This window comes from Microbacter sp. GSS18 (assembly GCA_029319145.1).
GTDB lineage: Bacteria > Actinomycetota > Actinomycetes > Actinomycetales > Microbacteriaceae > Microbacterium.
The window spans coordinates 1457814-1481423 of sequence record CP119753.1 but is presented as its reverse complement, the minus strand read 5'-3'; the positions used below and the strand labels follow the sequence as shown (position 1 = coordinate 1481423).

Annotated in this window: 24 protein-coding genes and 1 pseudogene; 17 read left to right on the top strand and 8 right to left on the bottom strand. The window is 71.8% G+C overall.

The window, feature by feature from the left end:
* Positions 1 to 29 precede the first annotated feature (29 nt).
* The gene (gene dapF / locus P0L94_06975; GenBank protein WES65807.1) at positions 30 to 902 is read left to right on the top strand and encodes a diaminopimelate epimerase; all 873 of its coding nucleotides are present in this window, start codon (positions 30 to 32) and stop codon (positions 900 to 902) included.
* Positions 903 to 933: 31 nt separating this feature from the next.
* Here the strand turns inward: dapF and P0L94_06970 are convergent, their stop codons facing one another.
* Positions 934 to 1575 carry a methyltransferase gene (locus P0L94_06970; GenBank protein WES65806.1) on the bottom strand — a complete coding sequence of 214 codons (642 nt, stop codon included), beginning with the start codon at positions 1573 to 1575 and terminating at the stop codon, positions 934 to 936.
* A gap of 104 nt (positions 1576 to 1679) precedes the next feature.
* Here P0L94_06970 and hflX point away from each other — a divergent pair, with 104 nt between their 5' ends.
* Positions 1680 to 3206, top strand: a complete 1527-nt coding sequence (gene hflX / locus P0L94_06965) for a GTPase HflX (protein WES65805.1) — start codon at positions 1680 to 1682, stop codon at positions 3204 to 3206.
* Positions 3207 to 3212: 6 nt separating this feature from the next.
* Here the strand turns inward: hflX and P0L94_06960 are convergent, their stop codons facing one another.
* The 3 genes from P0L94_06960 to lexA form a co-directional block, all read right to left on the bottom strand.
* Complete coding sequence (locus P0L94_06960) at positions 3213 to 5123, bottom strand: prolyl oligopeptidase family serine peptidase (GenBank protein WES65804.1); 1911 nt, start codon at positions 5121 to 5123, stop codon at positions 3213 to 3215.
* Positions 5124 to 5289: 166 nt separating this feature from the next.
* Positions 5290 to 6681, bottom strand: a complete 1392-nt coding sequence (locus P0L94_06955) for a hypothetical protein (GenBank protein WES65803.1) — start codon at positions 6679 to 6681, stop codon at positions 5290 to 5292.
* A gap of 86 nt (positions 6682 to 6767) precedes the next feature.
* Positions 6768 to 7463 (bottom strand): transcriptional repressor LexA, encoded by a 696-nt coding sequence (lexA, locus tag P0L94_06950; protein WES65802.1) that lies wholly within the window; start codon positions 7461 to 7463, stop codon positions 6768 to 6770.
* Positions 7464 to 7722: 259 nt separating this feature from the next.
* Between lexA and P0L94_06945 the strand changes: the two genes are divergently transcribed.
* From P0L94_06945 to P0L94_06915, 7 genes are all read left to right on the top strand, one after another.
* Positions 7723 to 8109 carry a LysM peptidoglycan-binding domain-containing protein gene (locus tag P0L94_06945; protein WES65801.1) on the top strand — a complete coding sequence of 129 codons (387 nt, stop codon included), beginning with the start codon at positions 7723 to 7725 and terminating at the stop codon, positions 8107 to 8109.
* Positions 8110 to 8166: 57 nt separating this feature from the next.
* The gene (locus P0L94_06940) at positions 8167 to 9252 is read left to right on the top strand and encodes a histidinol-phosphate transaminase (protein WES65800.1); all 1086 of its coding nucleotides are present in this window, start codon (positions 8167 to 8169) and stop codon (positions 9250 to 9252) included.
* Positions 9249 to 9857, top strand: a complete 609-nt coding sequence (hisB, locus tag P0L94_06935) for an imidazoleglycerol-phosphate dehydratase HisB (GenBank protein ID WES65799.1) — start codon at positions 9249 to 9251, stop codon at positions 9855 to 9857. Before P0L94_06940 ends, hisB begins: the two co-directional genes overlap by 4 nt.
* Positions 9854 to 10504, top strand: a complete 651-nt coding sequence (hisH, locus tag P0L94_06930) for an imidazole glycerol phosphate synthase subunit HisH (protein ID WES65798.1) — start codon at positions 9854 to 9856, stop codon at positions 10502 to 10504. The genes hisB and hisH overlap by 4 nt, the downstream gene beginning before the upstream one ends.
* A gap of 54 nt (positions 10505 to 10558) precedes the next feature.
* A complete protein-coding gene (priA, locus tag P0L94_06925; protein ID WES65797.1) occupies positions 10559 to 11305 on the top strand; it encodes a bifunctional 1-(5-phosphoribosyl)-5-((5-phosphoribosylamino)methylideneamino)imidazole-4-carboxamide isomerase/phosphoribosylanthranilate isomerase PriA in 747 nt (248 codons plus the stop codon).
* Entirely contained in the window at positions 11289 to 12068 is a 780-nt protein-coding gene (locus P0L94_06920) for an SseB family protein (protein WES65796.1), read from the top strand. The genes priA and P0L94_06920 overlap by 17 nt, the downstream gene beginning before the upstream one ends.
* 77 nt (positions 12069 to 12145) lie before the next feature.
* Entirely contained in the window at positions 12146 to 13528 is a 1383-nt protein-coding gene (locus P0L94_06915) for an aminotransferase class V-fold PLP-dependent enzyme (protein ID WES65795.1), read from the top strand.
* Between the two features lie 35 nt (positions 13529 to 13563).
* Here the strand turns inward: P0L94_06915 and P0L94_06910 are convergent, their stop codons facing one another.
* Together P0L94_06910 and P0L94_06905 are read right to left on the bottom strand one after the other, a co-directional pair.
* The gene (locus P0L94_06910) at positions 13564 to 14550 is read right to left on the bottom strand and encodes a PQQ-binding-like beta-propeller repeat protein (GenBank protein ID WES65794.1); all 987 of its coding nucleotides are present in this window, start codon (positions 14548 to 14550) and stop codon (positions 13564 to 13566) included.
* Positions 14551 to 14661: 111 nt separating this feature from the next.
* Positions 14662 to 15081, bottom strand: a complete 420-nt coding sequence (locus tag P0L94_06905; protein ID WES65793.1) for a DUF1844 domain-containing protein — start codon at positions 15079 to 15081, stop codon at positions 14662 to 14664.
* A gap of 243 nt (positions 15082 to 15324) precedes the next feature.
* On the opposite strand from P0L94_06905, the pseudogene infC reads away from it, so the two are divergent.
* From infC to P0L94_06865, 8 genes and pseudogenes are all read left to right on the top strand, one after another.
* Positions 15325 to 15834 (top strand): annotated as a pseudogene (gene infC / locus P0L94_06900) (translation initiation factor IF-3).
* A 180-nt stretch (positions 15835 to 16014) separates the two neighbouring features.
* Positions 16015 to 16209 (top strand): 50S ribosomal protein L35, encoded by a 195-nt coding sequence (gene rpmI, locus P0L94_06895; protein ID WES65792.1) that lies wholly within the window; start codon positions 16015 to 16017, stop codon positions 16207 to 16209.
* A gap of 33 nt (positions 16210 to 16242) precedes the next feature.
* Positions 16243 to 16626, top strand: a complete 384-nt coding sequence (gene rplT / locus P0L94_06890) for a 50S ribosomal protein L20 (protein WES65791.1) — start codon at positions 16243 to 16245, stop codon at positions 16624 to 16626.
* 74 nt (positions 16627 to 16700) lie between these two features.
* Positions 16701 to 17507, top strand: a complete 807-nt coding sequence (locus tag P0L94_06885) for an RNA methyltransferase (protein WES65790.1) — start codon at positions 16701 to 16703, stop codon at positions 17505 to 17507.
* 81 nt (positions 17508 to 17588) lie between these two features.
* Positions 17589 to 18386: an amino acid ABC transporter ATP-binding protein gene (locus P0L94_06880; protein ID WES65789.1), complete on the top strand. Its 798-nt coding sequence runs from the start codon at positions 17589 to 17591 to the stop codon at positions 18384 to 18386.
* A gap of 76 nt (positions 18387 to 18462) precedes the next feature.
* Positions 18463 to 19338, top strand: a complete 876-nt coding sequence (locus tag P0L94_06875; protein WES65788.1) for a glutamate ABC transporter substrate-binding protein — start codon at positions 18463 to 18465, stop codon at positions 19336 to 19338.
* An 80-nt stretch (positions 19339 to 19418) separates the two neighbouring features.
* Positions 19419 to 20066 carry an amino acid ABC transporter permease gene (locus tag P0L94_06870; protein ID WES65787.1) on the top strand — a complete coding sequence of 216 codons (648 nt, stop codon included), beginning with the start codon at positions 19419 to 19421 and terminating at the stop codon, positions 20064 to 20066.
* A complete protein-coding gene (locus P0L94_06865; GenBank protein WES65786.1) occupies positions 20063 to 20983 on the top strand; it encodes an ABC transporter permease subunit in 921 nt (306 codons plus the stop codon). Before P0L94_06870 ends, P0L94_06865 begins: the two co-directional genes overlap by 4 nt.
* 15 nt (positions 20984 to 20998) lie before the next feature.
* On the opposite strand, the gene P0L94_06860 is transcribed toward P0L94_06865, so the two are convergent.
* Positions 20999 to 22081 carry an ABC transporter ATP-binding protein gene (locus tag P0L94_06860; protein WES65785.1) on the bottom strand — a complete coding sequence of 361 codons (1083 nt, stop codon included), beginning with the start codon at positions 22079 to 22081 and terminating at the stop codon, positions 20999 to 21001.
* Position 22082: 1 nt separating this feature from the next.
* Positions 22083 to 23603 carry an iron ABC transporter permease gene (locus P0L94_06855; GenBank protein ID WES65784.1) on the bottom strand — a complete coding sequence of 507 codons (1521 nt, stop codon included), beginning with the start codon at positions 23601 to 23603 and terminating at the stop codon, positions 22083 to 22085.
* Between the last annotated feature and the right edge of the window lie 7 nt (positions 23604 to 23610).

The following is a 23610-nucleotide window of genomic DNA, read 5'->3' as shown; positions in this document are numbered from 1 at the left end:
GGCCGTCGGCGCACCGTAGGCTGGAGCGCATGGCTCGCACCGTCCCGTTCACCAAAGGCCACGGCACCGGCAATGACTTCGTGATCGTTCCGGACACGGAGGGCGAGCTCGACCTGACGGCCGATCACGTCGCGATCCTGTGCGATCGCCGATTCGGCATCGGCGGAGACGGAATCCTGCGCGTCGTCCGCTCGAGCGCGATCGACGTCGGCGGGTCGGCGGCGTCCGCCGGTGCGGAGTGGTTCATGGACTACCGCAACGCCGACGGCTCGATCGCCGAGATGTGCGGCAACGGCGTGCGCGTCTTCGCGCGGTACCTCGTCGACGCGGGCCTGGCGTCGTTCGGCGACGAGCCGCTGAAGATCGGCACGCGGGCCGGCGTCAAGACCGTCACGCCCAGCGACCTCGGGTACGAGGTCGACCTCGGCCCGTGGCGCATCGAGCCCGGCGACGTCCTCGTGCGCGCCCGTGGCATCGGCGCGCCGCGCCCGGGCATGTCGATAGACCTCGGCAACCCCCACGTGGTCGTCGCGCTCCCCGACGAGCGTGAGCTCGACACCGTCGACCTCACGGTGCTGCCGCAGCTGCATCCCGAGCCGCCGCACGGCGCGAACGTCGAGTTCGTCGTCCCCGCAGACCCGCTCGTGCGCGACGGCGTCGGCTCGATCCGCATGCGCGTCTTCGAGCGCGGCGTCGGCGAGACGCTGTCGTGCGGCACGGGCGTTGCGGCATCCGCTCTCGCCGTGCGCGAGTGGGCCGGTGCGGCCGCGCCGGTGCGGTGGAGGGTGGACGTCCCCGGAGGCACCCTCGGTGTGCGCATGGTCGAGGTGGACGGTGAGCAGCACGTGCTGCTGTCGGGCCCGGCGACGCTGGTCTACTCCGGCCAGGTCACGCTCGCATGAGCGGTCGCACCAGGCTCGCCTGAGCAGGCCGTCAGGGCAGATCGATCGGCGTCGTCTGCGGCGTGCCGTGGCGACGGATCCTCAGCACGCGGAATCCGCGGGCGGTCGAGGCCCGGTAGACGCTGAATCCGTCGTCGAACGTCGCCGCCAGCCAGCGCTGCAGCGAATCCGAGCCGAGGTTGCGCGACACCACGAGCCATGCGTCGGAGCGCTCGTCGAGGCGGGGGATCCACTGCTCGAGCAGCCCGTGCAGCATGTCCTTGCCCACGCGGATGGGCGGGTTCGACCGGATCGTGCGGAACGACACGTGCTCGGGGACCTCGTCGGGGGTGACGGCGTTGACGTTGTCGAGGCCCAGGTCGGCGGCGTTGCGGCGAACCAGGTCCAGCGCGCGCTCATTGACGTCGACCGCCCACACCGTCGCGTGTGGCGAGTCCATCGCGAGGCTCAGTGTGATCGGGCCCCATCCGCACCCCAGATCGAGGAAGTGGCCGCCGGCCGGCGGGGGAGGCGTGTGCGCGAGCAGCACGGCGGTGCCGGTGTCGAGATGATCCGGGCTGAACACGCCGCCGGCGGTCGTGACCTCGACGTCGCGGCCGGCGAGCGACACGCGGATGCGACGGAGGTTCTCTGCGCTGGCGGGCGACGCGCTGAAGTAGTGGTCGCTCCCCATGGCTGACGAGCGTAGCGGAGGTCACCCCGCGTGCGGGAGCGTAGAATCGACGGATGCCTGCGAGCACGGCATCCGAGCCGTGCACGAGCCGCCGAAGGGACTTCATGACCGATACCACCTCCACTCCCGGCACCGACGAGACGCCGGTCGACCCGGTGGATCCGGTGGACCGCGTGCTGTCGCACGCGGATGCGCGGTCGGGTGTGCGTGTGTTCGGCTCGGCCCAGGCGCTGCAGGATGCGACCACGGCCTACGGCGGCGACGCCGACGGCGATCAGTGGGACCGCGAGGAGCGCGCCGCTCTCCGGCGCGTCCCGGGACTGTCGACCGAGCTCGAGGACGTCACCGAGGTCGAGTACCGCCAGCTGCGGCTCGAGAACGTCGTGCTCGCGGGCGTCCACCCGCAGGGCGAGCAGGAGGACGCCGAGAACTCGCTGCGCGAGCTGGCGGCCCTCGCCGAGACCGCGGGTGCGATCGTGCTCGACGGCGTGCTGCAGCGGCGTCCGCACCCGGACCCTGCCACGTTCGTCGGGCGCGGCAAGGCCGAGGAGCTGCGCGATATCGTCGCCTCCGTCGGCGCCGACACCGTCATCGCCGACGCCGAGCTCGCGCCCAGCCAGCGGCGCGCGCTCGAGGACGTCGTCAAGGTCAAGGTCATCGACCGCACCACGGTCATCCTCGACATCTTCAGCCAGCACGCCAAGAGCCGCGAGGGCAAGGCACAGGTCGAGCTCGCGCAGCTCGAATACCTGCTTCCGCGCCTGCGCGGCTGGGGTGACTCGATGTCACGCCAGGCCGGTGGCCAGGTCGGCGCCGGCGGCGCGGGCATGGGCTCGCGCGGTCCCGGTGAGACCAAGATCGAGCTCGACCGCCGCCGCATCCGCACACGCATGGCGCAGCTGCGTCGGCAGATCAAGGACTTCGCGCCGGCGCGCGACGCCAAGCGCGCCGAGCGCAAGCGCAACACGATCCCGTCGGTCGCGATCGCCGGCTACACCAACGCCGGCAAGTCGAGCCTGCTCAACCGTCTCACCAGCGCCGGCGTGCTGGTCGAGAACGCGCTGTTCGCGACGCTCGACGCGACAGTCCGCCGCAGCCAGACCGAGGACGGCCGCGTCTTCACGCTCACCGACACCGTCGGCTTCGTCCGCAACCTTCCGCACCAGCTCGTCGAGGCGTTCCGCTCCACGCTGGAGGAGGTGGCGGATGCCGACGTGATCGTGCACGTCGTCGACGGCTCGCACCCGGACCCCGCCGCGCAGCTGTCGACGGTGCGTGACGTGATCGGCGACGTCGGCGCGCGCGACATCCCCGAGATCGTCGTGTTCAACAAGGCCGACCTCATCGACCCCGACACGCGCCTGGTGCTGCGGGGGCTCGAGCCCGACGCGGTGTTCGTCTCGTCGCGCACGGGGGAGGGCGTCGCCCGGCTGCGTGCGATCGTCGAGGAGCGGCTGCCGCTGCCCGCCGTCGAGCTGCACGCGCTGATCCCGTACCACCGCGGCGATCTGGTCTCGGCGATCCACGAGCAGGGCATCATCGTGTCGCAGGAGCACGAAGAGGGCGGCACGGCCGTGCACGCCCATGTGTCGGCGTACCTGGCGTCCAAGCTCGCCGACTACGTCGTCTGAACCGGCTCAGTCCAGCGTCAGCGCCGGGACCTCGGCCGGCTCGAACCCGAGGATCTGCCCGAAGAACGACAGCTCGGCCTCGAGTGTGCGCACGACCGTCTCGGCGCGGCGGAACCCGTGCCCCTCGCCCTCGAACGCGAGGTAGGCGTGCGGGATCCCGGCGGCCGCGAGCGCATCGCGCACGCGCTCGGACTGCGACGGCGGCACGATGGCATCCTCGAGCCCCTGTTCGATCAGCAGAGGAGTGGACAGCTGCTTGAGGCGATTCAGCGGCGACCGCTCGATGTAGATGTGGGCGGACGCCGGCATCGGCCCGACCATGCTGTCGAGGTAGCGCGACTCGAAGTCGTGGGTGTCCTCGAGGAGCGAGCGCAGATCGGCGACGCCGTACCGGCTCACGCCGGCGGCGAACACATCCGAGGCGACCAGCGAGCACAGCACGGTCCAGCCGCCCGCGGAGCCGCCGGCGATGGCGATGCGCTCCGGGTCGGCGTCGCCGGCCTCGGCGAGGCCCCGCGCCGCGGCGATGACGTCCTCGACGTCGACCACTCCCCACTCGCCGAGCAGACGCTCTCGGTACTCCCGCCCATAGCCGGTCGAGCCGCCGTAGTTGACGTCGAGGACGCCGATGCCCCGGCTCGTGAGGTAGGCGATCTTCGCGCTCGCGGCGCCGCCGACGTGCGTCGTCGGCCCGCCGTGGACGAAGACGACGTACGGGGGCAGGTCGCCGTCGGGCGCGTGCGCGTCGGGGCTCGTGGGCGGGTACCGGAACGCGTGCACGGGGCCGCGCGGGCCGTCGTAGGTGACCGCGTGCGGCCGCGGCATGTACGCCGCACCCCACGGGCTCTCGCCCCCGCGCACCGGGGTCGCGGCCGGTTCGGCGTCGGCGTCGACGAGCCACAGCCCGCCGGGGCGGTCGGGCCCGGCGCCGGTGACGAGCGCGCGCGAGCCGCGGACGTCCTCGATGTTCAGCCCCGAGGTCAGGGGTGTGTCGAGGTCGCGCTCGGCGCCGTCGGCGGGGTCGATGACCACCAGCCGGTCGTCGCCGTTCGTGCGGATCGCGAGGATGCGCCCGTCGGCGAGGCGTCCGTACCAGCGCAGCCCGAGCACCCACAGCGGCCCGCCCGTGTCGGCGTCGTCAGCCGCGACAGGATGCCGGTCGAGGCCCGCCGACAGGCGCACGCGCCACAGGTTCCACCGGCCGGTCGGGTCGTCGGCGTACACGAGTTCGTCGTCGCTGGTCCACTCGGGCTGCAGCGGCGCCGTGGAGCCGCCCGCGACCGTCGTCCACTGTGTGACGGCGCCGTCGGCGAGGCGGCCCACGCGCAGCTCGGTGCGATCCCACGGCATCGCCGGGTGGTCCCACGCGATCCACGCGATGTGATGTCCCGACGGCGACAGTGCCGGCTGAGCGAGGAAGTCGCTGTCCGAGACCACGTGCTCGGGCCCCGTGCCGTCGAGCGGGATGCTGACGATGTCGCGCGCCGGGACGCCCGCGCCGCCGTGCCGCTCGCGCACGGCCAGCACCGCGCCGTCCCGGGGGACGAGCCCGCCGTAGCGGGCGTCGTCGTCGTCCGGGGTGAGGGCGCGGGGCTCGCCGCCGGGCTCGAGAGCCCATACACGCTGGTCGGTCTTCTCGACGAAGACCAAGGTGCCCTCGGTCGTGGCGGTCCAGGCGCCGCCGCCGTACTCGTGGACGCGGGAACGCGCGTTCCACGGTGAGGGGAGGACGTCCTCGACGTCGCCGGATGCCGAATTCCGACGCACCGCCGTGCGCCCGCCCTCGGCGGGAACCGTCTCGCCCCACCACACGTCGTCCCCGACGAAGCGGGCCCCCTCGATCCGGCCCGACGCGACGGCCACGTCGGCGGCGGACAGGGGTGACGGCCAGGATCCGTACGGCAGCACCTGAGACATGCCTCCACGCTACGCCCCGACGCGGGCCCGGGCTGACGAGGGACGCGTGCGACGCGGCATCATGCGCGTCGACGCGCCCGGCACCCGCCCTGTGGCGTTCAACGGCCGCGGCACGTGCTCGACGTGCCGCGGGGCGTGGCTCGGTGCTGGCCGCGCGCGTCGCGGCCTAGCCGGCGTCGACCGGCTCAGGCTCCCGCTCGCCTGCGGGAGCCGGGGCGGCGGCGTCGCCGTCGTCGATCCCGTCGTCCGGGTGCCGCTGAAGCAGGACGGCGACGAGCCATACGATCAGCGCGAGCACGACCGTCAGCACGATGTCGCCGATGGAGAGCGGGCGCAGCGCGAAGAGCAGCACGATCGCGAGGGCGAGGATCAGGACCCGCACCAGCACGCGCTGCGCGTAGAGCCAGTCGCCGAAGCGACCCGTGTGCATGCCGCGCGTGCGCAGCGACCGGCGCGCCCCCGTCGACAGCGAGTCGGACAGTCCCCGTACACGCGCGGCCGACGACGAGCGGCCGCCGAGCCACGCGGCGACGATGACGACGATGCCGAGGAACATGAACACCACGGCGGTGTCGCGCATCGCTCCGACGACGGTGTAGTAGATGCCGTCGAGCGTGCGGGCGGGGACGCCCAGCGCGGGCGCGTTGAGCCCGAGCACCGCGCCCGCGGCCGTGAGCGCGATCGCGAGGGTGGCCGAGCCCGCGGTCAGGGCGATCCCCACCCCGAGCGTCGCGGTGGCGCGGCGCCGCGCGATGAGGATGCCGAGCGCGATGAGCCCGAGCGCGACGAAGGGCAGCCACCAGCCGACGGTGTCGGCGATGCCGTAGACCGCTCCGACCAGCAGCAGGGCATCGGACTGCACGATCACGATCGTCTTGTCGATCGTCGGGATCATGCTCGCGATGCCGATGCCCTGATCCACGAGGCGCGTCTTGAGCTCGTCGATGATGGGGCCGAGCTGGATGCCGAGCGTGCCGGTGTCGTCGATGGTGACGGCGCCGGTGTCGTCGGCCGTCGCGGTGGCGACCAGCGCGCGGTGGCTCGCCACGAGAGCCGTCCGCCACACGGCGGGGAACACGTCCGATTCGACGATGCGGGTGACGCCGGCATCGATGAGGCTCTCGACACCCGCCGCGGCCGGTGCGCGCAGCAGGTCGAGGGCCGTGACGGCCGCCGGCGGCAGGTCGAGGCTCTCGAGGCCGTCGAACAGGTCGTTCGTGACGCCTTGGATGTCCAGTGAGGCGTTGATGGCCGTCGTGGACTGATCGATCACGAGCGCCTGGACATCGGGGTCTTCGGCCAGCGGCGCGAAGGTCGCGACGAACGCGTCCTCGCTCACCAGCTGTGCGCGCGCCCACGTGCCCACGATCGAGACGGGGACGAGGATGCCGACGAGCACGATGCAGATCGCCGACAGCATCGCGCGCCACCAGCCGCGGTGTCGGGCGGCCGGTGCGGCCGGCGCCGGCTCCGGCGGTGGGGTGCTGTCCCGCAGCCGGGCATTCTCGGCGCGCAGCGCCTCCAGTTCGGCGCGCAGCTCGTCGACCTCGGACGCCATCGGTCTCCCCTTCCGATCGTTGAGGTCAGACTAGCGGCGGCGGCGCGCAGCCCGCGGGCCCAACGTCCCGAAGGCGGGATCGCGTGTCAGACGGCGCGAAGGAGGGCGACGACCTTGCCCAGCACGACGGCCTCGTCGCCGAGGATGGGCTCGAAGGCGGAGTTGCGCGGCAGCAGCCACGTGTGGCCGTCGCGCTGACGGAACGTCTTGACCGTGGCCTCGCCCTCGAGCATCGCGGCGACGATGTCGCCGTTCTCGGCGGTCGGCTGCGACCTCACGACGACCCAGTCGCCGTCGCAGATGGCCGCGTCGATCATGGACTCGCCCGAGACCTTGAGCATGAACAGCTCGCCCTTGCCCACCAGCTGGCGGGGGAGCGGGAAGATCTCCTCGACCTGCTGGTCGGCGGTGATCGGAACGCCCGCCGCGATGCGGCCGACCAGTGGGACGAGCGCGGCGTCGCCGAGGGCGGGAGCGGTGTCGGCGGGATTCTCGGCAGCCGCGCCGGGCAGATCGATCAGGACCTCCATCGCGCGCGTCTTGCCGGGGTCTCGCCGCAGGTAGCCGCTCAGCTCGAGCTGGTTCAGCTGATGCGTCACGCTCGAGAGGGACTTGAGTCCGACGGCGTCGCCGATCTCGCGCATGCTCGGCGGGTAGCCGTGATGGGCGATCGAGCGCTGGATGACCTCGAGGATCGCCAGCTGCTTGTCGCTCAAGCTCTTGCGTCGCCGCGTCTGCGGCTTCTCGACGGTGGGCTTGTCGCGTCCGCTCGCCTCGCTCATGTCGGCTCCTGTCTCGCGCCGTCCTCGGCAGCGGTCTTCGAATGTCGGAGGCCCGTGGTGGGCTGTCGCTATCGAAACCGTATCCGGTTCCCGGGGTCTCGCAGGGCATCGTCCTCCGCGTGTCGCTTCGAGAGAAATGGATCGGGGCGACCGCTTGACACCCATGAATGTCGAAGATAACTTCGGAAGAGAGGTTCGCATCCGCCGCTCCCGGCCGATCGGCGGATGCGAACTCTTCCCCACCTGCACAGGAGGAGAAATGACCGCGATCAGCTTCAGCCCATCCGTCGCACCCCGTTCGACGTCCTTCGGCGCATCGCCGCGCACGCGGCTGCGGCTGACGGCGCGCGGGCGCCGTGTGCTGGCCGCCGTCGCCGCCCTCCCGGCCGTCGTGGCGCTCTCGCTCGCCGTGATCGGCGGCGGCGCTGCGATCGCCAATCGCGACGCCGGGGCTCCCGCGGGCAGCTTCCAGACCGTCACGGTCGACCCGGGCGACTCGCTGTGGTCGATCGCGCAGGAGATCGCGCCGGCGGCGGATCCCCGCGATGTCGTCGACGCCATCACGCGTCTCAACGCCCTCGACGGCGCCGTGCTGCGGGCCGGCCAGAGCCTCGCGATCCCGGGCGAGTACTCCTCCGACCGCTGACCGGGCTTCGTCGTCACGTGGCGGTCCGCCGAGCCGCTTCGGTCGTACGATGACGTGATGACCGTTCGACTCGACGATCTTCCCCTTCGCGATGATCTGCGGGGACGCAGGCCCTACGGGGCACCCCAGGCGCCCCTTCCCGTCGCACTCAACGTCAACGAGAACACCCATCCGGTCCCCGAAGAGGTCGCCGACGACATCCTCGACGCGATCGCGCTGGCGCTGCGTGAGGTGAACCGGTATCCGGACCGCGAGTTCACGGCCCTTCGCGAGGCATTCGCCGGGTACCTCGGCCATGGCCTCACGGCCGATCAGATCTGGGCGGCCAATGGGTCGAACGAAGTGCTCCAGCACATCCTGCAGGCCTTCGCCGGCCCCGGGCGCACGGCTTTCGGCTACTCGCCGACGTACTCGATGTACCCGCTGCTCACGCGGGGGACCGGCGCGGAGTGGCGCGAGGGCCACCGTGCGCCCGACTTCTCGGTGAGCGCCGCGAGCGCCGCCGAGCAGGTCGACGAGGCACGGCCCGACGTCGTCTTCCTGTGCTCGCCGAACAACCCCACGGGCACCCCCATGGGACTGGACGTCATCGAGGCCGTCTACGAGGCCACGGACGGCATCGTCATCGTCGACGAGGCGTACCACGAATTCGCGCCGCACGACGTCCCGTCCGCGCTGACACTCCTCCCCGGGCGCGAGCGTCTGGTGGTGTCGCGCACCATGAGCAAGGCATTCGCCTTCGCCGGTGCGCGCGTGGGCTACCTCGCTGCCGACCCTGCGCTCATCGACGCGCTGCGTCTGGTGCGCCTGCCCTATCACCTGAGCGCCCTCACGCAGGCCGCCGCGACCGCCGCCCTCGGGCACGCCGACAGGATGCTGGCGATGGTGGACGAGATCGTCGAGCAGCGCGATCGGATCTCCGCGACGCTCGAGGCGCTCGGCTACGCGCCGTACGAGTCGTGGGCGAACTTCGTGCTGTTCGGCGACGTCGACGACCCGGCGCGCGTGTGGGAGCGCCTGTACGAGCGCGGCGTGCTCATCCGCGACGTCGGCATCCCGCACCACCTTCGCGTCTCGGCGGGCACCGAGGAGGAGACCACGGCGTTCCTCGACGCGCTCGCCTCGATAGACTCGGGCTCATGAGCGCAGGGTCACGCACCGCCTCCATCCGGCGTGCGACGAGCGAGTCCACGGTCGAGCTCGAGCTCGACCTCGACGGCACGGGTCGCAGCCGCATCGACACCACGGTGCCGTTCTTCGACCACATGCTGACGGCGTTCGCGAAGCACTCGCTCACCGATCTGACCGTGCGCGCCTCGGGCGACACCGACATCGACGCGCACCACACCGTCGAGGACATCTCGATCGTGCTGGGGCAGGCGATCCGGCAGGCGCTCGGCGACAAGGCCGGGATCTCGCGCTACGGAGACGCCCTCGTGCCCCTCGACGAGGCGCTCGCCCAGGCCGTCGTGGACATCAGCGGACGCCCGTACCTCGTGCACGAAGGCGAGCCCGCCGGGTTCGAGCACCACCTCATCGGCGGGCACTTCACGGGCAGCCTGGTGCGTCACACGTTCGAGGCGATCTCGTTCAACGCCGCTCTGACGGTGCACGTGCGCGTGCTGTCGGGCCGCGATCCCCACCACATCGCCGAGGCCGAGTACAAGGCGTTCGCGCGCGCGTTCCGTCAGGCGAAGGCGCTCGATCCCCTCGTCGAGGGCATCCCCAGCACGAAGGGCGCTCTGTGAGCTCGAAGCCCGTCGTCGCCGTCCTCGACTACGGCAGCGGCAATGTGCACTCGGCCGTCAAGGCCCTCGCCGCTGCGGGCGCCGACGCGCGCCTGACCCGCGATCGCGACCTCGTCATGAACGCCGACGGCCTCGTCGTCCCGGGGGTCGGGGCGTTCCGGGCCGTCATGGAGGCGCTCCAGGCCAGCCGGGGCCACGAGCTGATCGATCGCCGCCTCGCCGGCGGTCGCCCGGTGCTCGGCATCTGCGTCGGCATGCAGATCCTGTTCGAGCACGGCGTCGAGCGCGGCGTCGACACCGAGGGGCTCGGGGAGTGGCCCGGTGCCGTCACCGAACTGGACGCGCCGGTCCTGCCGCACATGGGCTGGAACACCGTCGACGCCGGAGCAGGATCCCGGCTGTTCGCCGGCATCGAGGACGAGCGCTTCTACTTCGTCCACTCGTACGGCGCCCAGCACTGGTCGCTGGATGTCATCCGCCCGTTCGCCGAGCCGGTCCTCACGTGGTGCACGTACGGTGCGCCGTTCCTCGCCGCCGTCGAGAACGGCCCCCTCAGCGCGACGCAGTTCCACCCCGAGAAATCGGGGGAGGCGGGCATCCGCCTGCTGGCCAATTGGATCGACGGGCTCGGCGGGGCTACCCTCTGAGTTCGTGCCCACCGCGGAGCCGCCCGAGCCCGCGATCTTCCTGCACGAGGAGCCATGAACGATTTCGCGTCAACGCCCATGCTGACCCTGCTTCCGGCGGTCGATGTCGCCGACGGCAAGGCCGTCCGTCTCACCCAGGGGGCCGCCGGCACCGAGACCAACTACGGTGACCCGGTCGATGCCGCCCTGGAGTTCGCCCGTCAGGGCGCGGACTGGATCCACCTGGTCGACCTCGACGCCGCGTTCGGTCGCGGCAGCAACGCATCCCTGATGCGCAAGGTCATCAAGCAGGTCAAGGGCGTCCAGGTCGAGCTGTCGGGCGGCATCCGCGACGATGCCACCCTCGAGGCGGCGCTCGAGTCCGGCGCCGCCCGCATCAACCTCGGCACCGCGGCGCTGGAGAACCCCGAATGGGCGGCGGATGTCATCGGACGCTACGGCGACGTCATCGCCGTCGGCCTCGACGTGCGCGGCACGACGCTCGCCGCGCGCGGCTGGACGCGCGAAGGCGGCGACCTGTGGACCGTGCTCGGCCGCCTCGAGGCCGCCGGCTGCAGCCGCTACGTCGTCACCGACGTGACCAAGGACGGCACGCTGCGCGGCCCCAACCTCGACCTGCTGCGCGAGATCACGTCGCGCACGCCGAAGCCCGTCGTCGCCTCCGGCGGCATCTCGAGCCTCGACGACGTCGCGGCTCTGCGCGACCTCGTCCCGCTCGGCGTCGAGGGCGCCATCATGGGGAAGGCGCTGTACGCGGGCAAGTTCACGCTCGCCGAGGCCCTGGATGTCGCCGGATACTGACGGCTGCGACCACTCGGCCGACTCGGCCGGTGTGCCGTGGGAGGGGCGGAGCTTCCGCGCCAACCCGCACTCCGGTGACGACGGGTCGGCCGACCCGGCGCTGCTGGCGGCGCTGACCGCGTTCCGCGCGGGCGAGGGCGGCCAGGAGGCGGTCGTCGAGGCCTATCGCACCGCGCGCCTGCTGATCCCGCTCGTCGCCGAGAAGGGCGACGAGGGCGTCGGCCCCACGGGGCTGGCCGTCGACAAGACGCAGGAGCTGTCGATCGTGACCGTCGCCGCGCCCGACGGCCGCAAGGTGCTGCCGGTCTTCAGCTCGGTCGAGGCGATGGCCGTCTGGGATCCGCAGGCCCGGCCGATCCCCGCCGACGGCGTGCGCACGGCGGTCGCCGCAGCATCCGACGACACCGACCTGATCGTCCTCGATCCCGGCAGCGAGACGGAGTTCGTCATCCGGCGCCCGGCGGTGTGGGCGATCGCCCGCGGCGAGGCCTGGGAGCCGAGCTTCGTGTCGCCCGCGGTCTACTCGGGGCTGCAGGAGAGCATCGGCGGCGAGCTGGCGGTGCTGGACCTGTCGGTGGAGCCGGGCGACCCGGCCGCACGCCTGCGGGGCCCGGAGCTCGTCGTGCGCCTGCGTCTGATGGAGGGTCTCGACAAGGACGAGCTCGACGCCGTCCTGGCGCGCCTCGCCCGGCGGTGGTCCGCCGACGACCGCGTCGCGGTGCTCGTCGACTCGCTGAGCGTCAAGCTGGTGCGCGCGGGCTGACAGCCGGGCCACACGGGGCGCTGCGGCCCTTGCGGACCATCCGCGCGGAGGCGGAGGATCTGCGTCGGAGGTGCCCGATGACCGCTGACGACCCCTATCGACGTGCGCTCGACGCCGCGCACGCGCACGCGCTGCGCTGGCTCCGGACGCTGCCGGACCGGCCGATCCGTCCCGAGACCGATGTCGACGGCGTGCTCGCCCGCCTCGATCCCGAGTTGCCCGAGGCGGGGCGGGACGCGGCCGCCGTCATCGACGAGATGGCGGATGCCGCCGAGCCGGGGCTGCTGGCGATGGGCTCGCCGCGGTTCTACGGGTTCGTCATCGGCGGCACCTACCCGTCGGCCCTCGCCGCGGACTGGCTGGTCTCGGCGTGGGATCAGATGACCGGGTCGCGCGTGCCGACGCCGGCCACGGCTGCGTTCGAGGAGACCGCCGCCCGCTGGCTGCTGGATCTCCTGCAGCTGCCCGCGGACAGCGGGCTGGGCTTCGCCACGGGTGCGACGAGCGCGAACCTCGCGTGCTTGGTGGCCGCGCGGGATGCCGTCATCCGGCGCGACGGCGGTGATCCGACGTCGGGCCTCGCCGCCGCCCGCCCGGTGCGGTTCCTCGCCGGCGGCGCCGTGCACGTGTCGGCGGCACTCGCCGGCCGCATGGCGGGCCTGGGTGCCCCGATCACGGTCGGCAGCGACGACCAGGGGAGGATCGACGTCGCGGGTCTCCGTCGCGCGCTGGCGGACGGCGACGGGCCCGCGGTGGTGTCGCTGCAGGCGGGGGATGTGCACTCGGGCGCCTTCGACGACTTCCCCGCGGCGATCGACGCCGCGCACGAGGCGGGCGCGTGGGTCCACGTCGACGGCGCGTTCGGGCTGTGGGCGTGCGCCGTTCCCCGTCTGCGCGACCTGGTCGCGGGGATCGAGCGTGCCGACTCGTGGGCGACGGATGCCCACAAGACCCTCAACGTGCCCTACGACTGCGGGCTGTCGATCGTGCGCGACACCGCCGCCATGACGGCCGCGCTCGGGCCCACCGCCGCCTACCTGCCCGATGCCGGCGGGGTCGCCGACCCGTGGGATCGCGTCGTGGAGCTCTCGCGCCGCGCGCGCGGCGTGCCGGTGTGGGCGACGCTGCGCGAACTGGGCCGTGCGGGCGTGGTCGACCTGGTCGACGGCCTCGCGCGCTCCGCCGCCGCGCTCGCGGAGGGGTTCGCCGGCATCGCCGGTCTCGAGATCCTCAACGACGTCGTCTTCACGCAGGTGTGCGTGGCCGCCGGCGACGACGCGGCGACCGAGGCTCTGGGGGAGTGGCTGCGCGAGGAGGGCACGGTGTGGGCGTCGTCGTCGCGCTGGCAGGGGCGTGCGGTGGTCCGCTTCTCGGTGTCGAACCGAGGCACGGACGCCGCGGCGGTGGAGCGCACGATCGACGCCGTTCGCCGGGGAGGGGCGGCGATCGGCATCCGCTGAGCGGCGGGCGACCGGCCACCGGGGCGATGACGGGGTCAGTCGAGGGCGGCGAGAAGGCCCTGCTCCACGCCCGCGTACACCCGCCCCTTGACGGCCGACACACCCGCCACGGCGCTTCCGCCGCCGACGTCGGTGACCCATGCCACCGCGGCGCTGTTCGGGTCCAGCGAGATGACCGTGCCCGCGGAGGTGCCCGCAACGAGGTCCTTGTCGGCGGCGAGGCCGGTGATCGCGAGGGTGGGGCCACCGGGGATGGTGGTGACCCACTCGACCTGGCCGGTGTCGGCGTCGAGGGCGACGAGGTGTCCGTCCGAGGTGCCGGCGTAGGCGTGCTGGTTGTCGGCGATGGTCGCGGTGACGGCGGCGGGCGTGCCGAGGACCCCGGCGACGTCGGTGATCCAGAGGATGGCACCGGTGGAAGCGTCGAGCGTGAAGAGGTGCCCGTCGGAGGTGCCGGCGATCAGGCGGTCCTTGCCGGTGGCGAGGGCGGTGACGCCGAGGGCGCCGGGGGTGGTGACCCACCGGACCTCGCCGCTGTCGGCGTCGAGGGCGACGAGGTGTCCGTCGGAGGTTCCGGCGTAGGCATGTTCCTTGTCGGCCGCGGTGGCGGTGACGGTGCTGGGGGCGCCGAGGACCCCGGCGACGTCGGTGATCCAGAGGATGACACCGGTGGCGGCGTCCAGGGTGGCGAGGTGTCCGTCCGTGGAGCCGGCGACGAGGCGGTTCCTGGCGGTGGCGAGGCCGGTGATCTCGAGGGTCGGGCCGCCGAGGGCCGTGAGCCATATCGGCGTGCCGCCGGCGGGCTCCACGGCCACGACCTGTCCGCTGCTCGTGCCGGCGTATGCGGCGTCCTTGTCGGCGCCCACCGAGGTGACGTCCGTGTCGGATGCCGTCACCGAATCGACATCGGTGACCCAGGTGATCTGCCCGGTGGACGGCGCCGCGATGGCCGGTGGGCTCATCGCCGCGGACAGCACGAGCGCTGTGGCGAACACGAGCGGAAGCGAGCGAACAGCAGGCATGGCCGACCTCCCGGCTGCAGGAGCGCAGAGGTCATCGGGTGGTCGACCTCCGTCGACGCGAACGCTACTCCCGGGCCCTCCGGCTTTCAATGCCCGCAGCGGGCGCCGGCATCACGTGACCGGACCCGTCCACTTCTCGCCGGGGCCCTTGCCGATCGGGTCGGGAATGACGGATGCCTCGCGGAAGGCGAGCTGCAGCGAGCGCAGGCCGTCGCGGAGCGACCGGGCGTGCATGTCGCTGATCTCGGGCGCGCCGGCGGTGATGAGGCCCGCGAGGGCGTTGATGAGCTTGCGCGCCTCGTCCAGGTCGAGCTGGTTCTCGGGGTCGTCGGCGAGGCCGGTCTTGACCGCCGCCGCGCTCATGAGGTGCACCGCGGTGGTCGTGATCACCTCGACCGCGGGGACATCGGCGATGTCGCGCGTCGCCGAGGCGGCCGCCTGCTCCTGCTCCTCCCAGCGCGCCTCGCGCTGCGGATCGCGGTGGCCTGCTGCGTCGCCGGCGAGGTCGCCGGCATCCCGAATCGTCTCCACGTGTCACTCTCTGCTAGACTTGTGCGGGCTCCGGCGCGTTCTGCTCCGGACCGAAAGAGGATTTATCCCACCCGCGCTTGCCGCTCCAGGCTACCGGGTCCACGCACTCCGCCCCGACGCACAGTCGCCGGGGTAGCGAGGGTGCAACCGGCGCTGTGCGTCCTGCCGGGTGGAATGACTCCTCTTCCGCCCGTGGCACAACCGTGTCGCGGTGGCCATCACCCGCACGAAGAGGAGTTCCGCATCAGCGATCCCCGCACCAACGAGCGCATCCGCGTCCCGGAGGTCCGCCTTGTCGGACCCAACGGCGAGCAGGTCGGCGTCGTCCGCATCGAGGTTGCGCAGCGTCTGGCACAGGAGGCGGACCTCGACCTGGTCGAGGTCGCGCCCAACTCGAAGCCTCCCGTCGTCAAGATCATGGACTACGGGAAGTTCAAGTACGAGGCCGCGCAGAAGGCCAAGGAAGCCCGCCGCAACCAGGCGAACACGGTCCTCAAGGAGGTCCGCTTCCGGCTGAAGATCGAGGCGCACGACTACATCACCAAGCTCAAGCGCGCCGAGGGCTTCCTCAAGGCCGGCGACAAGGTCAAGGCGATGATCCTGTTCCGCGGTCGTGAGCAGTCGCGTCCCGAGCAGGGCGTGCGGCTCCTGCGCAAGTTCGCCGAGGATGTCGCCGAGCTGGGCGTCGTGGAGTCGAACCCCACGATCGACGGCCGCAACATGACCATGGTGATCGCGCCGATCAAGAACAAGTCCGAGGCGAAGGCCGAGCAGAACGCCCAGCGCGCCGCCAACAAGGAGGCAGCGCGCTCCGCGCGCACCGGATCGGACTCCGAGGGCGAGCCGGCGGACGCCGAGTAACCCTCCCCACAGACTCCCGCCGAGGCGGGACCCCATTCCCGCCCGAGCGGGAAATGAAACGAAGGAAGAAACATGCCGAAGCAGAAGACCCACTCGGGCTCCAAGAAGCGCTTCAAGGTCACCGGAAGCGGCAAGCTCAAGAAGCAGCAGGCCGGTATGCGCCACAACCTCGAGGGCAAGTCGAGCCGCCGCACGCGCCGCCTGAACCAGGACCAGGTGCTGTCGAAGGCCGACACCAAGGCCGCCAAGAAGCTCCTCGGCCGCTGACGCGCGCCGAAGCACGAATAGGAACGAAACGAAATGGCTAGAGTCAAGCGGGCCGTCAACGCCCACAAGAAGCGTCGCGTCATCCTCGAGCGCGCCTCCGGTTACCGGGGTCAGCGTTCGCGCCTGTACCGCAAGGCGAAGGAGCAGGTCACCCACTCGCTCGTCTACGCGTACCGCGACCGCCGCAAGCGCAAGGGCGACTTCCGCCGCCTGTGGATCCAGCGCATCAACGCCGCCAGCCGCCAGAACGGCCTCACCTACAACCGCTTCATGCAGGGCCTGGGCCTTGCGGGCGTGCAGGTCGACCGCCGCATGCTGGCCGAGCTCGCCGTGAACGAGCCGAAGGCCTTCGCCTCGCTCGTCGAGACGGCCAAGAAGGCGCTGCCCGAGAACGTCAACGCTCCCAAGAGCGCCTGAGTTCCGGCATCCCGATCTGTCGAAGGGCGTCCTCCGTTCGGAGGGCGCCCTTCGTCGTTCCCTAGACTGGTCGCGTGCTCGAGAACCCCCGCTCGCCGCGCGTGCGCGCCGTCGCGAAACTGACCAAGCGCCCCGCCCGCCAGGAGACCGGACTGTTCCTCCTCGAGGGGCCCCAGGCCGCTCGCGAGGCGCTGAGGTTCCGCCCCGACAGCGTCGTGGAGATGTTCGCCACACCCTCCGCGCTCGAGCGGCACCACGACGTCCGCTCCGCGGCGGCGGATGCGGCAATCGAGGTCCAGTACGCGTCGGAGTCGGTGATCGACGCGATGGCCGACACCGTCACCCCGCAGGGGATCATCGCGGTGGCCCGGCAGACCCCCACGTCGGTGCGCGACGTCTTCGCCGCGAGCCCCCGCCTCGTCGCCATCTGCGAGGAGGTGCGCGACCCCGGCAACCTCGGCACGATCATCCGCGCGGCCGACGCCGCCGGCGCCGACGCGGTCGTGCTGACCGGCCGCACCGTCGACCCGTACAACCCGAAGGTGGTGCGCGCCACGACCGGGTCCCTGTTCCACGTGCCCGTGGCGCTCGGCATCGACCTGGCCACGGCCGTCGAGCGCGCGCACAGCGCCGGCGTGCGCGTGATCGCCGCGGACGTGGGCGGCGGCGACTTCCTCGCCGGGCGTCACCTGCTGGCCGAGCCCACGGCGTGGCTGTTCGGCAACGAGGCCCGGGGGCTCGCCGAGCCCGCCCTCGAGCTCGCCGATACGGCGCTGCGCCTGCCGATCTACGGCGAGGCTGAGTCCCTGAACCTCGCGACCGCCGCGAGCGTCTGCCTGTACGAGACGGCGTTCGCGCAGCGCGCCGCCGCCGACGCGTGACGTATTCCCCTCCTGTTACAGATCGGTAAAGAGGCGCGTCACCCCCTGCCGCGATCCACATCCCCCTCATAGGGTGAGCGCATGGCGACACCTGAAGCCCCCGCGCCGCAGCCGCGGACGTCGAACATCAACGTGCGTCGCGGCGAGCCGCTCGTCGTGGTCGAGCACGTCGACAAGCACTTCGGCGACCTGCACGTCCTCCGTGACATCAACACCTCGGTCAGCCGCGGCGAGGTGGTCGTCGTGATCGGGCCCTCGGGCTCGGGCAAGTCGACGCTGTGCCGCGCGATCAACCGGCTCGAGACGATCGACTCCGGCACCATCACCATCGACGGCGTGCCGCTGCCCGAAGAAGGGCGGGGCCTTGCCAAGCTGCGGGCCGACGTCGGCATGGTCTTCCAGGCGTTCAACCTCTTCGCCCACAAGACGGTGCTCGAGAACGTCACCCTCGGGCCCATCCGCGTGCGGGGCATGAAGAAGAAGGACGCCGAAGATCAGGCCATGAAGCTGCTCGACCGCGTCGGCGTGGCCAATCAGGCCAAGAAGATGCCCAGTCAGCTCTCAGGCGGACAGCAGCAGCGCGTCGCCATCGCGCGGTCTCTCGCGATGAACCCCAAGCTGATCCTCATGGACGAGCCCACCAGCGCGCTCGACCCCGAGATGATCAACGAGGTCCTCGACGTCATGATCGGCCTGGCGGGCGAGGGCATGACCATGATCGTGGTCACCCACGAGATGGGGTTCGCGCGCAAGGCGGCCGATCGCGTCCTGTTCATGGCCGACGGGGCGATCGTCGAAGAGGCGACGCCCGAGGAGTTCTTCACGAACCCGCAGAGCGAGCGGGCGAAGGACTTCCTGTCCAAGATCCTCGAGCACTGACACAGACGCCCGCCTCGTGGCGGGGACCCAGCGCGGTCGTCACGAGCGACCGCCACGCACAGCAAAGGACGAAGAGATGAAGCGAGCGAGAATTCCCCTGATCGCACTGGCCGCGGCGGGCGCCCTTGCCCTGTCGGCGTGCGCCGCCTCGACCGAATCCGGTGACTCCGGCGACTCCGGCGACGCCGGCGGCGAGGAGATGATGTTCGACGAGGGCACCACGATGGCCGCCCTCAACGAGGCCGGCACCATCACGATCGGCACCAAGTTCGACCAGCCGCTGTTCGGTCTCGTCGGTCCGTCCGGCGACCCCGAGGGCTTCGACGTCGAGATCGGCAAGATCATCGCCGGCAAGCTCGGCATCGACGAAGGCAGCATCGAGTGGGTCGAGACCGTCTCGGCCAACCGCGAGCCGTTCATCGAGAACGGGCAGGTCGACATCGTGGTCGCGACGTACACGATCAACGACGCGCGCAAGGAGGTCGTGTCGTTCGCCGGGCCGTACTACATGGCCGGTCAGTCGATCCTCGTCCTCGCCGACAACGAGGACATCACGAGCGAGGACGACCTCGTCGGGCAGCCCGTCTGCTCGGTGACGGGATCGACCCCCGCCGCGATGCTCGAGGAGATCGGGGCCGACCCCGTGCTCACCGACACGTACTCGAACTGCCTCGAGCCGCTGCGCAGCGGCGCGGTCGTCGCCGTCTCCACCGACAACGTCATCCTCGCCGGCCTCGCGGCCCAGAACGAGGGCGAGTTCAAGGTCGTGGGCGAGCCGTTCACGGACGAGCCGTACGGCATCGGCCTGGCGCTGGACGACACCGACTTCCGCATGTGGATCAACGACGTGCTCGAGGAGAGCTACGCGGACGGCAGCTACGAGGCGGCGTGGAACGCGACCGCCGGCACGATCCTGCCGTACGTCGAGCCCCCGACACCCGACCGTTACTGAGCGACGGATGCCCCGGCCCGGTCGATCCGGGCCGGGGCATCCCGAGCCGCAACCGCACATCCGCGTCGAAAGGAGAAGGCATGGCGCAGCTCTGGTCGCTGATGCCGCAGTTCTGGGAGGGCTTCCGGGTCACACTGCTGCTGCTGGTGGTCTCGGGCGTGCTGGCGCTGATCCTCGGGACGCTCATCGCGGCGATGCGCATCTCACCGGTTCCCGTGCTGCGCACCTTCGCAGCCGTGTGGACCGAGGTCGCGCGCAACACACCGCTGACGCTGGTGTTCTTCTTCACGATGTTCGTCATGCCCATGCTGGGCGTCCGGATGCCGTTCATCCTGCTGGCGTTCATCGCACTCACCTACTACACGTCGCCGTTCGTCGCCGAGGCGCTGCGCTCGGGCATCAACGGCGTGCCCGTCGGCCAGGCGGAGGCCGCCCGCAGCGTCGGGCTCGGATTCGGGCAGACGGTCTCGCTCGTCGTGCTGCCGCAGGCGTTCCGCATGACCGTGCCGCCGCTGATCAACGTGTTCATCGCGCTGACGAAGAACACATCCGTCGCGGGCGGCTTCTTCGTGGTGGAGCTGTTCGCCGAGACGCGCCAGCTCGCCAACGACAACGGGAACATCGTCATCCCGATCCTCCTGGTCGCCGCGGCCCTCTACCTGGTGATCACGGTGCCGCTCGGCTTCGCCGCCGGTCAACTCGAGAAGCGATGGGTGGTGGCCCGATGAGCACGAGCGTCCTCTTCGACGCACCGGGGCCGCGCGCCCGGCGGGCGTCGCTGATCGGTTCGATCCTCTCGATCGCCGTGATCATCGCCGGCGCCGTGTGGATCTACCTGCTCCTGGCCGCCCCGCGCGAATCCGGCGGCATCACCCTTCCCGGCATGTTCGACGTGTCGCGATGGGACATCTTCGCCGATCCCGAGGTGTGGACCTTCATCGGCCAGGGTGTCGTCGCGACGCTGCAGGCCGCCGCGGTCGCGGCGGTGGGCGCGATCGTCCTCGGCATCGTCTTCTCGCTCATGCGCAGCTCGCTCATTCCATGGGTGCGCATCCCCACGGCATGGCTGCTGGAGTTCTTCCGCGGCATGCCGGTTCTGCTGATGATGCTGTTCATCCTGCTCGTGGCTTCGACCGGGGCGTTCTGGGCGGTCGTCATCGCGCTCATCATCTACAACGGCACCCTCATCGGCGAGGCGCTGCGCGCGGGTCTCGCGGCGCTGCCGCGCGGTCAGCGCGAGGCGGCGCTGAGCGTCGGCATGCGCGAGTTCCAGTCCAAGATGCTCGTGGAGTTCCCGCAGGCGTTCCGGCAGATGCTGCCGATCATCGTCGCGCAGCTGGTCGTGCTGCTGAAGGACACCTCGCTCGGCTACATCGTCGGCTACAGCGAGATCATCCGCACCAACATGAACAACCTGGGCGCCTTCTTCGGCAACCGGTACCTGTTCTCGCTCTTCGTCGTCACGCTGGTGATCTACCTGACGATCAACCTGTCGCTGTCGTGGTTCGCGCGCTGGCTCTCGAAGCGCACGGCGAGCGGCGGACGCAAGGCGAAGGCGGATGCCGCGACGCCGGGAACCGCGGACCCCACGTCCGCGATCCGGCTCGCGCAGGCCAGCGCGTCGGCGCGTCAATCCGAGATGTAGGGCGCCGCCGAGCGCTCACCGGCCGGAATAGGCAAGCGCGCTCCCGTCGATGTCGATGCGCACGCGTGCGCCCACCGGGGTGAGCGTCGGCGATGCGACGCGCGCGCGCACGACGGTCCCGGACTCCAGTCCCGCCTCGACCAGCGCGCTGTGGCCGGTGAACCGCACGCGGCGGACGGTTGCGACGCCGCGGTCGTCGGCCGTGAGCGCCACCTGCTCGGGGCGCACCATGGCGACGACCCGCTCGCCGACGGCGGGGGCGGGGTCTCCGTCGACCGGCGACCGCTCCGCCCACTGAGCGGGGATGCGGCCGACGGCCGTCTCCACCTCGGATTCGTGCCACGTGCCGTCGAGGAAGACCGCGTCGCCGACGAAGCCGGCGACCCACGCGGTCGCAGGTCGGCCGAACACGACCTCGGGGGCGTCCTGCTGCAGCACCCGCCCGTCGCGGAGGACGGCGACGCGGTCGGCGAGCGACAGCGCCTCCTCCTGGTCGTGGGTGACGAGCACGGCCGTGGCGCCCTCGGCGCGCAGCCACCGCGGCACCGCCTCGCGCAGTTCGTGCCGCAGCAGCGGGTCCAGGGCCGCGAACGGCTCGTCGAGCAGCACGAGGGCCGGCCGGGCCGCCAGCGCGCGCGCGAGCGAGACCCGCTGCGCCTGACCGCCCGAGAGCTGGCTCGGCAGCCGATCGGCGAGCCCGTCGAGTCCGACCAGGGCCAGCAGCCGGGCGATCTCGGCATCGTCCGCAGGTCGACGGCGACCCGGGCGGGCACCCCGACTCCGCGGCGCCCCGAAGGCGACGTTCTGGGCCACGGTCAGGTGGGGGAAGAGCGTGGCGTCCTGCGGAACCCACCCGACGCCCCGGCGCTCGGGGCGCAGATGCAGACCGTGGGTGGCGACCATGCGCGTCCCCAAGCGGATCTCGCCCGACTGCGCACGCACGAGGCCGGCGATCGTGCGCAGCAGCGTGGTCTTGCCGCATCCGCTGGGACCGACGACGGCGAGCAGCTCGCCCTCGGCAGCGTCGACGTCGACGCCGTGCAGCACGTCGCGTCCGCCGAGGCTGACGGTGAGGTCGTTCACCTGAAGAGACGTCATGTCACACATCCTCCGGGTCGCGATGGCGTGAGAGCAGGAACGCGGGGATCGTGGCGACGACGAGGAGCGCGAGCGCGTACGGCGCCGCGGCGCCGTAGGCCGCGACGTCGGTGCGCGACCACAGCTCGGTCGCCAGCGTGTCGGTGCCGGTCGGACGCAGCAGCAGCGTGGCCGGCAGCTCCTTCATCGCGGTGACGGCGACCAGCAGCGCCGCCGCGAGGATCCCCGGCCGGGCGAGGCGCGCGGTGACCTGCCACCAGGTCTGGAGGCCCGTGCGTCCCAGGGTGCGCGAGACGTCCTCGAGCGCCGGCGGCACGAGGCCGATCGAGCTGCGCACGCCGCCGACCGCCTTCGGCAGGAACATCACGCCGTAGGCGAAGGCCAGGACGAGAGCGGTCTGATACCACCAGGGGACGACCGTGAGGGAGAAGGCGACGAGCGACAGACCGATCACGATGCCGGGCAGGCCCAGGGGGATCACGGCGGCGGTCTCGACGATCCGCACGCGGCGCCCGCGATAGCGGGCGGCCAGGGCGCCGATCGGCAGCGCCAGCACGATGGCGATGACTGCTCCCGCCGCCGCGAACGCGAGCGTTCCCGCGAGCGCCTCGGCGAACTCCGACGCATCGAACGATCGCAGCGCGGCCGCGTCCAGGGCGCGCCCGACGAGGATCGCGGTGGGCACGACGGCCGACAGGAGCGACGGCACCGCCAGCAGGACGAGCGCCGCCGGAAGCGCTGCCCCCAGGCGCAGGGGCGCGGCGCGCGGCCCGTGCGGCGCACGCGCGGGGCTGCGCCGACGCAGCAGCTGCTCGGCGAGGACGACGGCCAGGGCGATGAGCACGAGCACACCGGACAGGATCAGCGCGTAGTCGCGATCGAAGCTCGCGCCGAACGCCTGGTGCACGGCCGTGGTCAGCACCGGCAGCCGGAACAGGGCCACGCCCCCGAAATCGCTCAGCGTGTAGAGGAACGCCAGCAGGGCGCCCGCCGAGACGGCCGGTGCGATCTGCGGCCACGTGCCGCTGAAGAAGGCCGAGACCGGTCCTCGTCCGAGCGTGCGGGCGAGGTCGTCGAACCCCGTGGTGGACAGGCGCAGGGCCGCGGCCGTCGGCAGCGTCACGTACGGCAGGCAGACGCTCGTGAGCACGAACCACGCCGCCCAGAAGCCCTGCATGCCCGGCACCGCGGCCAGCCAGCCGTAGGCGGCGAGGTATGACGGCACCGCGAGCGGCAGCGCGGCCAGCGCCGCCCACAGTCCGCGGGCGGGCAGTGCGGCGCGCGCGAGGAGGAAGGCCGAGGGCACGCCGATCGCGACGGTCGCGACGGTCACCGAGGCTGACAGCAGCAGAGAGGTGCCGATCAGCTCCGGAACGCGCGGGCGCGACAGGGCTACGGCGATCTGCTCGGCGCCGGCGCCCGCGACGCGCGCCACGAGATAGACCAGCGGGATGCTCGCGAGCGCGCACGCCACCAGCCCCGCGACCCAGAGGGCGCGGGGCGGGCGTCGCGACGAGCGCATCGGTCGG

Bases quoted from the DNA above. Each gene is read 5' to 3' on its own strand.
- P0L94_06860 (WES65785.1), bottom strand. From the start codon at position 22,081: ATGACGTCTCTTCAGGTGAACGACCTCACCGTCAGCCTCGGCGGACGC.
- rplT (WES65791.1), top strand. From the start codon at position 16,243: ATGGCTAGAGTCAAGCGGGCCGTCAACGCCCACAAGAAGCGTCGCGTC.
- hflX (WES65805.1), top strand. From the start codon at position 1,680: ATGACCGATACCACCTCCACTCCCGGCACCGACGAGACGCCGGTCGAC.
- P0L94_06920 (WES65796.1), top strand. From the start codon at position 11,289: ATGTCGCCGGATACTGACGGCTGCGACCACTCGGCCGACTCGGCCGGT.
- P0L94_06970 (WES65806.1), bottom strand. From the start codon at position 1,575: ATGGGGAGCGACCACTACTTCAGCGCGTCGCCCGCCAGCGCAGAGAAC.
- rpmI (WES65792.1), top strand. From the start codon at position 16,015: ATGCCGAAGCAGAAGACCCACTCGGGCTCCAAGAAGCGCTTCAAGGTC.
- P0L94_06875 (WES65788.1), top strand. From the start codon at position 18,463: ATGAAGCGAGCGAGAATTCCCCTGATCGCACTGGCCGCGGCGGGCGCC.
- P0L94_06955 (WES65803.1), bottom strand. From the start codon at position 6,681: ATGGCGTCCGAGGTCGACGAGCTGCGCGCCGAACTGGAGGCGCTGCGC.
- P0L94_06880 (WES65789.1), top strand. From the start codon at position 17,589: ATGGCGACACCTGAAGCCCCCGCGCCGCAGCCGCGGACGTCGAACATC.
- P0L94_06940 (WES65800.1), top strand. From the start codon at position 8,167: ATGACCGTTCGACTCGACGATCTTCCCCTTCGCGATGATCTGCGGGGA.
- priA (WES65797.1), top strand. From the start codon at position 10,559: ATGAACGATTTCGCGTCAACGCCCATGCTGACCCTGCTTCCGGCGGTC.
- P0L94_06945 (WES65801.1), top strand. From the start codon at position 7,723: ATGACCGCGATCAGCTTCAGCCCATCCGTCGCACCCCGTTCGACGTCC.
- P0L94_06915 (WES65795.1), top strand. From the start codon at position 12,146: ATGACCGCTGACGACCCCTATCGACGTGCGCTCGACGCCGCGCACGCG.
- P0L94_06910 (WES65794.1), bottom strand. From the start codon at position 14,550: ATGCCTGCTGTTCGCTCGCTTCCGCTCGTGTTCGCCACAGCGCTCGTG.
- P0L94_06865 (WES65786.1), top strand. From the start codon at position 20,063: ATGAGCACGAGCGTCCTCTTCGACGCACCGGGGCCGCGCGCCCGGCGG.
- dapF (WES65807.1), top strand. From the start codon at position 30: ATGGCTCGCACCGTCCCGTTCACCAAAGGCCACGGCACCGGCAATGAC.
- P0L94_06960 (WES65804.1), bottom strand. From the start codon at position 5,123: ATGTCTCAGGTGCTGCCGTACGGATCCTGGCCGTCACCCCTGTCCGCC.
- hisB (WES65799.1), top strand. From the start codon at position 9,249: ATGAGCGCAGGGTCACGCACCGCCTCCATCCGGCGTGCGACGAGCGAG.
- P0L94_06855 (WES65784.1), bottom strand. From the start codon at position 23,603: ATGCGCTCGTCGCGACGCCCGCCCCGCGCCCTCTGGGTCGCGGGGCTG.
- lexA (WES65802.1), bottom strand. From the start codon at position 7,463: ATGAGCGAGGCGAGCGGACGCGACAAGCCCACCGTCGAGAAGCCGCAG.
- P0L94_06870 (WES65787.1), top strand. From the start codon at position 19,419: ATGGCGCAGCTCTGGTCGCTGATGCCGCAGTTCTGGGAGGGCTTCCGG.